Here is a 12,719-nt window from a genome sequence, read left to right on the forward strand (position 1 = left end):
TGGATCCATTATAACGAGGTTTTTTGATAAAAATACACAAAAACCCCGAATCATAGGGCTTTTTTTAAGTGTCCATGATTCGGGGTACAGTTCATAAATTTCAAGTAGCTTTTTTTATACCACTATTTACGGGCAATTGGTTAAGTAGGAGATGAAGAACTCCCACATATTAAAGTTTCACTTTATGTGAATAGAAAGTAAGAAATAAGGAGGGCTATACAGGTACTACCACTAATGATATAGCGCGTCTGTAAATATTCATTCATAGAAAACACCCACTGATTAAAATTTCACTTTATGATTTCCTATATTATATGTTGGATATAGAAAATAAGTAGTTATGTTATACATGTAACGTTTCGCTTTTTTCATTTACCTGTTTATCATTTGTTACGCTACTAAAAGTGAAAGTTTGACCTAAAAAGAGTACATGCAGTTGTTCCCACGGTAACATACGTAAATTCCAATTGTTCCGAAGCCTTGTTACAGCCTCACGTGGTGTTTCATCGGCAAGGGCAAAAGTTCCGTAATGCATCGGTATAAAGTGTGTAGCGTTTAAATCTAAATAAGCTTGCACTGCCTCTTCAGGTGAAACGTGAGATACTTTCATAAACCATTCAGGTTCATAAGCTCCAATTGGCATAAGGGCAATATCAATGGAAAAGCGTTTGCCAATTTCTTTGAAACCTTGGAAATAGCCACTATCTCCACAAAAATAAATAGTTTCTTTCGTTATTTCATTATTAATAATCCATCCACCCCAGTGAGATGTATTCATATCAAATAACGATCTTCTCGTCCAGTGCTGAGCAGGGACGAAGTGAAAGGAAACATCATTAATGATTGTATTTTCCCACCAATTATACTCTTCTACATGAGTAAATTTTTTGCGAGTAAATAGTTTTTTCAATCCAATAGGTACAAGGTATAAAGCATCATCATTTAGCTGGCGAATCGTTGAAAAGTCTAAATGGTCATAATGACCGTGCGAAATGAGGACAATATCAATTTTAGGTAGTTCTTGTATAGAAAGACCAGGTTCAGTAAGCCTTGGAACTAATTTTAATTTAGTAGCCCATACTGGATCTGTTAATATATTAAGCCCATTCGTTTGGATAAGGAATGTGGAATGACCAATCCAAGTTACAGTCGTCTTTTCAAAGTTGTTTTGTAGGAATTTACTTTGTTTGACAGGTGATTGTTCTACTAAAAAAGAAAAATCCTTTTTATTTTGTTTTCGTTCTTTTCGCCAACGTAAAAAGGAACGAATTGATTTTTTTGTGCTCACATTATCCATGTTTTCATAACGTTTTGTCATGAACATCACCTCATTTAAAATCGTTGTAATTGTATTGTACCGAAATATTGTTAAGGAATACAGTGTATAACATGGATGAATGTTTAAGGAATTGTTAAAAAATAGGGGGATGAGTTTACAAAAGTAACAATAAAATTAGTTTTGTAACTTCTGTTTAGAGAAATAATAGTAAAAAAATATATTTTGTCTAGTAATTCGCTTGAAATAAAGAAGTAACATACGTAAATTCGTACGATTTCGTGAACAAATGTAGTAAACAATTTTCTCGTAGTGTTAACTTTTGTTATGATAAACATAACCTATTTAAATTTAGGATAGAGAAAAGAGGTTTATAAATGAAGCGTTATCAAAAAATAATTGGTCTTATGGTTGTATTTTGTCTCTTTGTACTTGCTGGATGTAGTGGATCAGGTTCAAAGCTTCGTAAACCATTGAATTGGGATTTAGAAACTTTCCAATTTACAAATCAAGATGGAAAGCCATTTGGTACAAAAGATTTAAAAGGGAAAGTTTGGGTTGCAGATTTTATGTTCACAAACTGCCAAACAGTTTGTCCACCAATGACTGCTAATATGGCAAAACTGCAAAAGATGGCAAAAGAAGAGAAATTAGACGTTCAGTTTGTTTCGTTTAGTGTAGATCCAGACCTTGATAAGCCGGAGAATTTGAAGGCTTTCATTCAAAAGTTTACAGAGGATACTAGTAACTGGAATTTATTAACAGGTTATTCGTTAGAGGATATTACAAAGTTTTCAAAAGATAATTTCCAATCACTTGTAGATAAACCTGAAAACGGTCAAGTTATACATGGTACATCATTTTATTTAATTGATCAAAACGGAAAGGTAATGAAAAAGTATAGTGGTATTAGTAATACGCCGTATGAAGACATTATACGTGATATGAAGCGATTAGCGGATTAAAAAGAAGGGTGCAGATGAAAGCACCCTTCTTTTTTTACATTAGTCTATGGATAAAATATCATGCTGTTGTGGAAGTTTTGGTGCTCGAATTTCTAACACGCCATTTTGATATGAAGCTTTCGCTTCTTTTTTATTAATTGAGTACGGTAATTTAATTAATCTGGATGCTTCTGAAATGGAACGTTCTCGGCGATAATAGTTATGAGATGTTTCTTCTTCAGCCTCTTCAAGTATCTCTTCTTTTACAGAGACTTTTAAGTATTCACTTTGTATTTCAATTTGAATTTGTTCTTTTTGTATACCCGGTAGTTCAGCTGTAACAACGAGTTCTTCACCAACTTCATATAAATCTACAGGGAATGTTAATAAACGATTTCCTTTTTGGAAAAAATGATTTAAATCAGCAATTACATTGCGAAGTGGTGTTTGCTCGAAGAAATCATCAATTTGCTTTAAATAATTGCGAACCGGTGGGCGAGAAGAGTCTTTTTTTTCTTCACTCATGGTTATTCCCTCCTAGAAATCAATTTGCAATATCATATGACAAAAGCGGAGAAAGGTGATTGCCTAATTTTCATGTTTTCATAAAAAATTGTTAAAAATGTGAAATGGAGTGATTTTTTTATAGTTTTTGGTCGCCATATTCAGTTGATTATGCTAGTATAAATAGGGTTGATATAGTAGTATAGAGACAGAATGAAAACTGAAAGAGGGTAAGAAGTATGTGTGGTTTTGTAGGATGTTTATGTGAAAACCCTAGAGAGTTTTCAGAAACAGAAAAACATCAATTTGAAAATATGAACACGATGATTTTCCACCGCGGTCCAGATGACGAAGGATATTTTCGTGATGAACATGTACAATTTGGCTTCCGCCGTTTAAGTATCATTGACTTAGAGGCAGGACATCAGCCGCTAACTTATGAAAATGATCGATATGTAATTATTTTTAATGGTGAAATTTACAACTATGTAGAATTACGTGAAATGTTACTTGAAAAAGGTGCAACGTTTGCAACGCAATCTGATACAGAAGTTATCATTGCATTGTATGCACATATGAAAGAAAAATGTGTAGACTATCTTCGTGGTATGTTTGCATTTATGATTTGGGATCGTGAAGAGAAGAAACTTTTCGGTGCACGTGATCATTTCGGTATTAAACCTTTATACATTGCACAACAAGGTGATACTACATTCTTCGCATCTGAGAAGAAAAGTATTATGCATGTGATGGAAGATAAAGGCGTTAATCCAACGTCATTACAACATTACTTTACGTACCAATATGGTCCAGAGCCAGAAACATTAACAATTGATGTTAATAAAATTGAACCTGGTCATTATTTCGTAAAAGAAATCGGTAAAGAGATGGAAATCCATCGTTACTGGAAACCTTATTTCAATGCTTCAAGTGCAACGAAAGAGGAACATATCCAAGCAATTCGTGATGTGTTATATGATTCAGTAAAAGTGCATATGCGCAGTGATGTACCAGTAGGTTCATTCTTATCTGGTGGTATCGATTCATCTATCATCGCATCTATCGCAAGAGAAATGAATCCAAATCTTTTAACATTCTCTGTTGGTTTTGAGCAACGTGGTTTCAGTGAAGTTGATGTTGCAAAAGAAACTGCTGAGAAATTAGGCGTTAAAAATCATAACGTATTCATTTCAGCGAAAGAGTTTATGGATGAGTTCCCAAAAATCATTTGGCATATGGACGATCCTTTAGCAGATCCAGCAGCTGTACCATTGTACTTCGTTGCAAAAGAAGCACGTAAGCATGTAACAGTTGTTCTTTCAGGTGAAGGTGCAGATGAGCTATTTGGTGGTTATAACATTTACCGTGAGCCAAACTCACTGAAAATGTTCTCTTACATTCCTAGCCCAGGTAAGAGCGTTCTAAAAGCATTAAGTGGTGCTCTTAAAGAAGGCTTTAAAGGAAAGAGCTTCCTAGAGCGTGGTTGTACGCCAATTGAAGAGCGTTACTATGGAAACGCGAAAATCTTCCGTGAAGAAGAGAAAGCTGAATTAATGAAGTATTACAATGAAAGTGTTAACTATATGGATATCACGAAACCATTGTATAACGAGATTAAAGATTATGATGATGTAAGTAAAATGCAGTACATTGACATGTTCACATGGTTACGCGGTGACATTTTATTAAAAGCTGATAAAATGACAATGGCTAACTCATTAGAACTTCGTGTACCATTCTTAGATAAAGAAGTATTCGATGTTGCATCTAAAATTCCAACTGAATTTAAGATTGCTAACGGAACTACGAAAGCTATTTTACGTGAAGCGGCACGCGGAATCGTTCCAGATCACGTATTAGATCGTAAAAAACTTGGATTCCCAGTACCAATTCGTCACTGGTTAAAAGACGAAATGCATGATTGGGCTATCAATATTATAAACGAGAGTAAAACAGAGCATTTAATCGACAAACAGTATGTATTAAACTTACTGGAAGCACATTGTGCAGATAGAGGCGATTATAGCCGTAAAATTTGGACTGTACTTGCGTTTATGGTATGGCATCAAATTTATGTTGAGCATAAATACGATACGAATAAGTTCCACGAAGAAACGAAACGTGCGTATAGCTTAGTTTAATTAGAAAAACCTTAAGATCGCATATGGTCTTAAGGTTTTTTTCATAAATAGGACGTATTATTGATACAATAATAGTAAAAGGATGGACAACATATGATTACGTTTGAAAAAGTAACTGTAGAAAATGAAAACGTTGTTAAAGAAATGTTTCGCTCACATAGTTTAACTGAGAATCAAGTACAGTATTGTGTGAAAGTTGATGATACATATATTGGTGTAATAGACTATAGTGTACAAGGGGAGAGTGCGATTTTATCTCAGTTAATTATTCACTTTGATTATCAAAGTTACGGTTATGGGACAAATACGTATTTTACATTTGAAACGATGATGAAAGAAAGAAATGTGAAAGAAATAAAGGTATTACAAACGGAATTAACAGAACAAGCGAAATCTTTCATAGAGAGCTTTGGGTTTAATGTGGAAGACGGAATATATGTGAAGAAAATATAACGATGAGTAGTTATGCGGGATAAATATAAGGCAGGTGGATGTATGACGATGACTTCTGGTCTTGTATTAATTGGAGGGTGTTTTTTAGTAGCAGAGCTAATCCATATGTTTATTCGGAAAAGAATGAATAAGAAGAGAAAACCGTATGAATTACAATATGCTCCAGTGTTTTTCCTTTTGTTTAGTATGCTTATTACATTACAAAACATAACGAACTTTCCGCCGCTTTTAAATATTTTTTTAAAGTTCGGTTTGCTGTATAGTAGCACTGGGATAGCCCTTTTATTTCTTTTATTTTGCATACGTTATATTCACTATCAATCGTATATATTTATTTTAAATTGGTTAAAGCAAAATGATAGAAACCGCCTTACATAAGGTGGTTTTTTTATTTGTAATTGTAATGGCTTTGTATATAAAGCTCAAAATTTCATCAAAATTTATAAAAATGATTAGAGGATTTAACATATTATCTATTATTAGTATGTGGTACTGTATATTCTTAATCTATCACGTGAGTAGGTGTATAAATTTGAAATGCAAATCAACTAGTTTATTTTAAGTGCTGACAAATAGCAGAAGGAAATTTTTTAGGAGGTATCGTTTTTGTATGTTTAATATTGATATTTTATTTCTTGAATGGATGACCAGTATGGAGGGAAGTGTACTCACAACATTTTTAAAACTTGTATCTAGTATTGCAAATGAAACGCTGTATTTAGTTATTATTTCGATTTTATATTGGTGCGTTTCTAAAAGAAAAGCATTTCATATGATTGTTATGCTTTGTTTCTCTGGGTATGTAGGGATAGTGATAAAAGAATTTATGAAAATCCCGCGACCGTATACATACGATGGAGTTCAAGCTTTATATGAAAAATCAGCCGCAGGTTATTCTTTTCCAAGTACACACGTCCAGTTAGCTGCAACGTTTTGGGGCTCACTCATGATTTTATGTAAAAAGAGAATCATTTGGATCGTTGGTATTGTTTTTATTATATTGGTTGCTACCTCTCGTTTATATTTACGTGTACATTGGCTTAGTGATATAATGGGTGCCGTTTTAATTAGTGTCATCGTTGTTTATTTATATACGAAAGTAACAGTGGGTGTAAGTGATAAGAGATTCACATTGTTACAACAAATTGTATTGGCTGTTTCACTTATTATGTATTTTATGACAGAGCAAATAGATAATTTAAAATTACTTGGAGTTTTGACAGGTTCTACGATTGGAATCATGTTAGAGAATCATTTTATTAAAATGAATGAAAATAATAATTTTAAAATACAAGTAGTAAAAACAGTATTAGGTCTTAGTTTCATGTTCATGATACAGCTCATACTAAAAAAAGTAATACCCGATATGTATTATTTACGTTATGTATTGACTGGAATTACAATTACTTTCTTATGTCCGTTTATTTTTCATATGTTACGGTTAAAAAATATGGATAACAAATAAGTAATAGTTTGAATAAAAATGAGGTCTAAATTATATATATTGAAAAAGTTTTCTGATATATGTATTGACAATGTATGAGATATACATTAGTCTTGTAAATGTAATTGAAAACCATTTTCAACTAGGAGGATTTATGACACGCACTAAAAATATTCTTATGCTTTGCGTTATGTTACTAATGGTCATAATCGCAGGGTGCGGTAAAGAAGAAGAGAAGAAAGATAAAGGTACATCAGCTAAAGCAAAAGATTCATATACGATAAAACATGCAATGGGCGAAACGACAGTAAATGGTACGCCAAAAAGAGTTGTTGTTTTAACAAATGAGGGTGCTGAGGCGCTTTTAACTGTTGGAGTAACGCCAGTTGGAACGACAAAACCAAGAGCTGGTGATGAATGGTATCCTCATTTAGCGAAAGAGTTAAAAGATACGAAAGTAGTAGGGACTGAGCGTGACATTAATTTAGAGGCAGTAATGAAGCTTCAGCCGGATTTAATTATCGGAAACAAAATGCGTCACGAAAAAATATACGAGCAGCTAAAAGAAATCGCGCCAACTGTATATGCCGAAACATTGCGCGGTGATTGGAAAGAAAATTTTACCCTTTATACAAAAGCTGTAAATAAAGAAAAAGAAGGGCAAAATGCTCTTAATGATTATAAAAAGCGTATTACATCAATAAAAGAACAATTAGGAGATAAAATTAACTCTAAAGTTTCCATTATTCGCTTCGTCCCAGGTGATGTTCGTATTTATCAAAAAAATTCATTCTCAGGCGTTGTATTAAATGATATTGGGTTTAAACGACCACCACTACAAGATAAAGATGAATTTGCGATAAAAGGAATTACAAAAGAGCAAATTCCAAATATGGACGGGGACTATTTATTCTATTTCACATCTGATAAAGATGGGGATAAGAGTAATGAAGGAAACACGTTAGCAAAAGAATGGACAGAAGATCCGCTCTTTAAACAGTTACAAGCTTCTAAAGATAACAAAGTATTCCAAGTAGATGAAGTGATTTGGAATACAGCAGGTGGTATTGTAGCTGCAAACCTTATGTTAGATGATATTGAAAAATATTTTCTGAAGTAGAGGAATGGCCCGGTACATCACTTTAAATGGGTGATGTACTTTTTTATTTGTAAAAATACAGAAAATTCCTTCTTTTGGTCATGGATAAGTTGTACAATTAAACCAATCATGGAATAAAGGAGTGGGAATAAATGAAGGCTACTCATAAAGATTGGATTTTATTTAACGGAAGAATTGTAAATACGAAGGAAGAACAGCCGATGATTCCATTAGAGGAGAGAGGCTTTCAATTTGGTGATGGTATATATGAGGTATTCAGATTATATAATGGGAAGCCACATTTATTAGATTTACATTTGGAACGATTCTTTAATTCTATGGAAGAAATAAAACTAATCCCACCATTTACTAAGGCAGAGTTAGTGGAAGAGTTACATGAAATGATTGAAAAAAATCAATTTCAAGAAGATGGGAATGTATATTTGCAAATATCAAGAGGTGCTCAAGCACGTAATCATGTTTATGAGTCAAATATGCAACCAACTTATTTTGCAAATATTGTTTCGTTTCCAAGGCCGATTGCTGCTATGGAACGAGGAATAAAAGTTACTGTAGAAGAGGATATACGCTGGAAGTTTTGCCATATAAAATCTTTAAATTTGCTACCTAATATTATGATTAAAAATAAAATAAGCGAACAAGGATACCAAGAAGCGATATTAGTACGTGATGGAATTGTAACGGAAGGCTGTCATTCAAATTTCTTTATGGTGAAAAATAATAAATTGATTACACATCCGGCTGACAATTTCATTCTACATGGTATTACACGTCATTACGTTATTACATTAGCGAAAGAGTTACATATTGAAGTAGAAGAACGAGAGTTTTCACTACAAGAAGTATATGAGGCTGATGAGTGCTTCTTCACGGCGACACCACTTGAAATATTCCCAGTCGTTCAAATTGGTGATGAACAGTTTGGGACCGGCGAAAGAGGAACAATTACAAAAAAACTCCAAGTTGCATATGAAGAAAGTATTAGTTTGTTTAAAGTTATGAACTAATATTGAAGAAAAAAGCTGGTATTCCTCCAGCTTTTTTTCATGATATAATTCAAACATAGGACAAGATTTGAAAACGCTGTAAAAAGGGGATTTAATGTATGAATTATGAAGATTTTAAAGAAGTAATTCACGGTAGACGAAGTGTTAGGAAGTTCACAGAACAAGAAGTATCCATTGGTGACATAAAAGAAATTATTGATTGTGCTCGTTATGCACCGAGTGATACGAACTCACAAACTTGGGAGTTCTTGGTCATTATGAACCGAGATAAAATTAAAGAAATTGAGCAAATGACTTGGGGTGCATTACATAAACTTGCGGCAAAAGCGGCAGAAAACGGAGAAGAGAAAGCAGGGAAATTACTTACTCGTTCTTTCGGACCATATGCAACAGCTTTCTCAGAGGCGCCAGTATTAATCGTATGTTTGGCAACACCATATGAATCAAAATTTCGCGAAAAGATATTTGATCCAATTGCTTTTGTTCCAGATTCGGTTTGGGAAGAAGAAGGAATTAAGAGTAGCTGTTTAGCGGCACAAAACTTAATGTTGGCTGCACATGCGAAAGGGCTTGGTACTTGTCCAATGACAGGACCGGTATTGTTAGCTCAAGATGAACTACGACAATATTTACAAATTGAGCCTGAAAAACAAATAAATATGGTTATTTCACTCGGTTTTCCGAAAGATAAGCCGAAGAAACTTCCGAGAAAAGAAGTAGATGAGATTACAACATTTGTTTTTTAAAGCTTAAAATAAAAAGACATTGAATGAACAATGTCTTTTTATTTTTGACAGGTATGTAATTAATTTGTTGGGCTAAAATGATAGATAAGAGGGAATTACTATTTATTTCATAAAAAAAATTAATGTTCTATTAAGGAAAGTATGATACATTAATCGTGAGCAATATTCTATTTGTTCATGAAAGTGTTGAAAATAGTCTTAAAATTAAAAAGTTATTTTTGTATAATAAATTATAATGAAATGACAGGGGGGATGAATTTTGAAAAAATTCATAATCACTGGATTGTCTGTATTGTTATTAGCCGGTTGCGGTGCTCCACAAGAAAAAGAGGATGCGCAATCAAAGCAGGAAGAACGAGTTGTAAATGCAAGTAATGAGAATATAGTTGTATTCCCTGAAGGTGCAGTACCAGTCGGAGAAGGAAAAGTAAAAGTCATTACACCAGATGGCACTTCTGAAAATGGCAATATACCAGCTGTATTCATCAAAAAGGATACTTTAATTCAACATGTTGAATTAGAGCTTTCTAATTTTCAAAATGATAAAGAAACATTTATATTTGTAGATCAAGTGTATGCAGATAAACATCAAGTAACTAGTACAACACAGACAACAGTACAATTAAAAGAAAAGACGCTTGAGACTGGTAGTCATACGATTACTGCAGTTCAGTATGAAAACAATGACCCAAAAGGAAAGGTTATTAGTTTAAATCAAGCAATATTTGAAACAAAGCCTGCGTCATAAGAAGAATAAAAAGTACATTACTCAAAAAGTAGTGTGCTTTTTTGTTTATACTAGAGGATGTAATTGTGAATAACTTGTTTCGTTTTTTAATACGATTAAGTAGGAAGAAATCACTTGTTTCTACTATGCCAGAGAAAGAGGTTGAAGATGTGAATCGGTGTATTCGTATCGTCTTGATTATTTTAACGATGTCAGTCATTTCATTTACGATTCAAGAGGTGGCTCAAATTCACGACTTGTTAATAGGAGCTATTTGTTTTACCATTGTTTATCTATTATATGATAAACTCGGATTAAGGTAAGTTTTACATGAAAAATGTAGGTATTTCATTTGAAATGTCGAATAGTACATACGATGTCGTAATAACAAATTTTCTATTGTTTACTGTGAAACAGGAGAAGGGGAGATAGTGGTTATGAAACGAGCTCTAATTAATATTGATTATACATATGATTTTGTAGCTGAAAAAGGTGCTTTAACATGCGGGAAACCAGGGCAAGAAATTGAGAAGGAAATTGTCCATATAACGAAAGAATATATTGAAAATGGAGATTACGTTGTCTTTGCGATCGATAAGCATGAAGAAAACGATGTATATCATCCAGAATCAAAATTATTCCCACCTCATAACATAGCTGGTACAAATGGAAGAGATTTGTTTGGTGAATTACAGGATGTGTACGAAGCATATAAAAATGCAGAGAATGTATATTACATGGATAAAACGCGATATAGTGCATTTGCAGGAACAGATTTAGAGATGAAGTTACGAGAAAGAGGAATAGAAGAAGTACATCTTGTAGGGGTTTGTACTGATATTTGTGTTCTTCACACAGCCGTAGACGCTTATAATAAAGGATTTAAAATTGTAGTTTTTGAAAAGGCGGTTGCATCTTTTAATGCGCAAGGACATGAATTTGCACTTGGACATTTTAAGTCATGCTTACATGCAGAAGTGAAGTGAAAAAAGAGGCCTTTACAAAGGTCTCTTTTTTACGTTTAAATTGAGACGATATTTTGCTCAATTAGTTTTTTTATGAACGGACTCATTTTTTCTGGTAGCCCATTTAAATCAAAAAATTGTACATGTAATGATTCAAATCCATCCGCTTTTAATGTACCACCTGTAATGTCTTTGCAAAGATATGCGATTGTGATAGGGTAAAATTCATCTCCATTCGGTAATTTCACAAAAAATTCTTTTCCGGAAAATACGCTTATTAATTGTAAGGTTCCTATTTCAATCCCTGTTTCTTCAAGCACTTCTCGTCTTCCGGCTTCTTCTGTCGACTCACCAAGTTCAACGAATCCACCAGGGACAGCCCAAATACCACTTCGTCTTTGTTGTAGTAATATATGTCCCTGTTCATTGAAAACAGCTACAGCAACTCCTGCGAGATTGAGTGGTCTTGATCCGACAACTTCTCTAAGTTCTTCAGTATATCCTATTTTTTGTAACCTCCGTAAGAAAAAATAAGAGCAAATAAACTATTCGTTCTTATGTGAATATATTCCTCTTTATAAGGGGGAGAGATGTCATACAACTTATTTGTTTTATTTGGTAAAATATACATCAAAAAAGGTCAAATAAAATATTTGACCTTTTTTGACCAATTGTTATAATAAAGACAGAAAGAGATAATCTTTCATTCATAAATAATAAGGAGGAAAAAATATGCGTAATTTATTTCCAGAGATAACAAAACGTCAAAATGGTATTTTTGATTTTGGGCCTTCTTTATTAGAAGGGATGGCAGATACTTTTTTTAAACCGATGAACATGGATACTTTTAAAGTAGATGTTCATGAGAAATCTGATAAATATACTGTGAAAGCAGATTTACCAGGTTTTCAAAAAGAAAACATTCAAGTTGATTTTAAACAAGATGTATTAACGATTCAAGCGACTAATCATAATGAAGTAGAAGAAAAAAATGAGAATGGCGTATATATTCGTAAAGAACGTTCTATAGGTTCTGTAACTCGACGCTTTAGTTTTAAACAAGTTGATGAAGAAAATGTTAGAGCAAATTATAAAGATGGCGTACTGACAATTGAATTGCCAAAATTGAGAGAAGAAAAAAGCAGTAAGACAACAATTAATATCGAATAAAAGAGCTGATAAATTCAGCTCTTTTTTACGTAGTTAATAAATTGTAATGAGTAGAATAAAGTGTAATGTTGAAAAAATTTCACTATTAGCTCCCCTTAGGTTATTAAAAAGGGTATATTTAAAGGAAAGGAAAAGAACATCTACATATTGTTTAAAGTAAATTAGTAATAAAGTCAAAATACATAGTAAGAGTAGTGGCATTTTAGATTAGGATAATAGAAT

At 33.0% G+C, this 12,719-nt stretch carries 15 protein-coding genes; 12 read left to right on the forward strand and 3 right to left on the reverse strand.

From position 1 onward, the window contains the following. Nucleotides 1–343: 343 nt before the first annotated feature. Nucleotides 344–1,318 (reverse strand): MBL fold metallo-hydrolase, encoded by a 975-nt coding sequence (locus ACUXEY_RS15795; protein WP_461301064.1) that lies wholly within the window; start codon nt 1,316–1,318, stop codon nt 344–346. A gap of 335 nt (nt 1,319–1,653) precedes the next feature. On the opposite strand from ACUXEY_RS15795, the gene ACUXEY_RS15800 reads away from it, so the two are divergent. Further along, nucleotides 1,654–2,241, forward strand: coding sequence for an SCO family protein (locus ACUXEY_RS15800; RefSeq protein ID WP_048528837.1), 588 nt, complete (start codon nt 1,654–1,656; stop codon nt 2,239–2,241). 39 nt (nt 2,242–2,280) lie between these two features. Here ACUXEY_RS15800 and ACUXEY_RS15805 read toward each other — a convergent pair whose 3' ends face one another. Beyond that, nucleotides 2,281–2,745, reverse strand: a complete 465-nt coding sequence (locus ACUXEY_RS15805; RefSeq protein WP_166704261.1) for an Hsp20/alpha crystallin family protein — start codon at nt 2,743–2,745, stop codon at nt 2,281–2,283. 218 nt (nt 2,746–2,963) lie between these two features. Between ACUXEY_RS15805 and asnB the strand changes: the two genes are divergently transcribed. The 10 genes from asnB (at nt 2,964) to ACUXEY_RS15855 (ending at nt 11,348) form a co-directional block, all read left to right on the forward strand. Then, on the forward strand, nt 2,964–4,865 hold the full coding sequence (gene asnB, locus ACUXEY_RS15810) for an asparagine synthase (glutamine-hydrolyzing) (RefSeq protein WP_166704262.1): 1,902 nt from the start codon (nt 2,964–2,966) through the stop codon (nt 4,863–4,865). Between the two features lie 93 nt (nt 4,866–4,958). Then, nucleotides 4,959–5,318 (forward strand): GNAT family N-acetyltransferase, encoded by a 360-nt coding sequence (locus ACUXEY_RS15815; RefSeq protein ID WP_429601453.1) that lies wholly within the window; start codon nt 4,959–4,961, stop codon nt 5,316–5,318. A 48-nt stretch (nt 5,319–5,366) separates the two neighbouring features. Further along, nucleotides 5,367–5,696 (forward strand): hypothetical protein, encoded by a 330-nt coding sequence (locus ACUXEY_RS15820; protein ID WP_071758145.1) that lies wholly within the window; start codon nt 5,367–5,369, stop codon nt 5,694–5,696. A gap of 232 nt (nt 5,697–5,928) precedes the next feature. After that, on the forward strand, nt 5,929–6,783 hold the full coding sequence (locus tag ACUXEY_RS15825) for a phosphatase PAP2 family protein (RefSeq protein ID WP_461301065.1): 855 nt from the start codon (nt 5,929–5,931) through the stop codon (nt 6,781–6,783). Between the two features lie 133 nt (nt 6,784–6,916). Beyond that, entirely contained in the window at nt 6,917–7,882 is a 966-nt protein-coding gene (locus ACUXEY_RS15830; protein ID WP_461301066.1) for an ABC transporter substrate-binding protein, read from the forward strand. A 131-nt stretch (nt 7,883–8,013) separates the two neighbouring features. Next, nucleotides 8,014–8,889: a D-amino-acid transaminase gene (dat, locus tag ACUXEY_RS15835; protein WP_461301067.1), complete on the forward strand. Its 876-nt coding sequence runs from the start codon at nt 8,014–8,016 to the stop codon at nt 8,887–8,889. A 98-nt stretch (nt 8,890–8,987) separates the two neighbouring features. Then, nucleotides 8,988–9,635: a nitroreductase family protein gene (locus ACUXEY_RS15840; protein WP_429601449.1), complete on the forward strand. Its 648-nt coding sequence runs from the start codon at nt 8,988–8,990 to the stop codon at nt 9,633–9,635. 259 nt (nt 9,636–9,894) lie between these two features. Beyond that, entirely contained in the window at nt 9,895–10,383 is a 489-nt protein-coding gene (locus ACUXEY_RS15845) for a hypothetical protein (protein WP_461301068.1), read from the forward strand. 65 nt (nt 10,384–10,448) lie between these two features. Then, entirely contained in the window at nt 10,449–10,685 is a 237-nt protein-coding gene (locus ACUXEY_RS15850; protein ID WP_429601447.1) for a hypothetical protein, read from the forward strand. Nucleotides 10,686–10,799: 114 nt separating this feature from the next. Further along, complete coding sequence (locus tag ACUXEY_RS15855) at nt 10,800–11,348, forward strand: cysteine hydrolase family protein (RefSeq protein ID WP_166704269.1); 549 nt, start codon at nt 10,800–10,802, stop codon at nt 11,346–11,348. 35 nt (nt 11,349–11,383) lie between these two features. On the opposite strand, the gene ACUXEY_RS15860 is transcribed toward ACUXEY_RS15855, so the two are convergent. Continuing rightward, nucleotides 11,384–11,833 carry an NUDIX hydrolase gene (locus ACUXEY_RS15860; protein WP_461301170.1) on the reverse strand — a complete coding sequence of 150 codons (450 nt, stop codon included), beginning with the start codon at nt 11,831–11,833 and terminating at the stop codon, nt 11,384–11,386. Between the two features lie 226 nt (nt 11,834–12,059). Here ACUXEY_RS15860 and ACUXEY_RS15865 point away from each other — a divergent pair, with 226 nt between their 5' ends. Further along, nucleotides 12,060–12,497, forward strand: coding sequence for an Hsp20/alpha crystallin family protein (locus ACUXEY_RS15865; protein ID WP_461301069.1), 438 nt, complete (start codon nt 12,060–12,062; stop codon nt 12,495–12,497). The last annotated feature ends 222 nt before the right edge of the window (nt 12,498–12,719 follow it).

The organism is Bacillus sp. F9_6S_D1_P_5 (genome assembly GCF_054823925.1).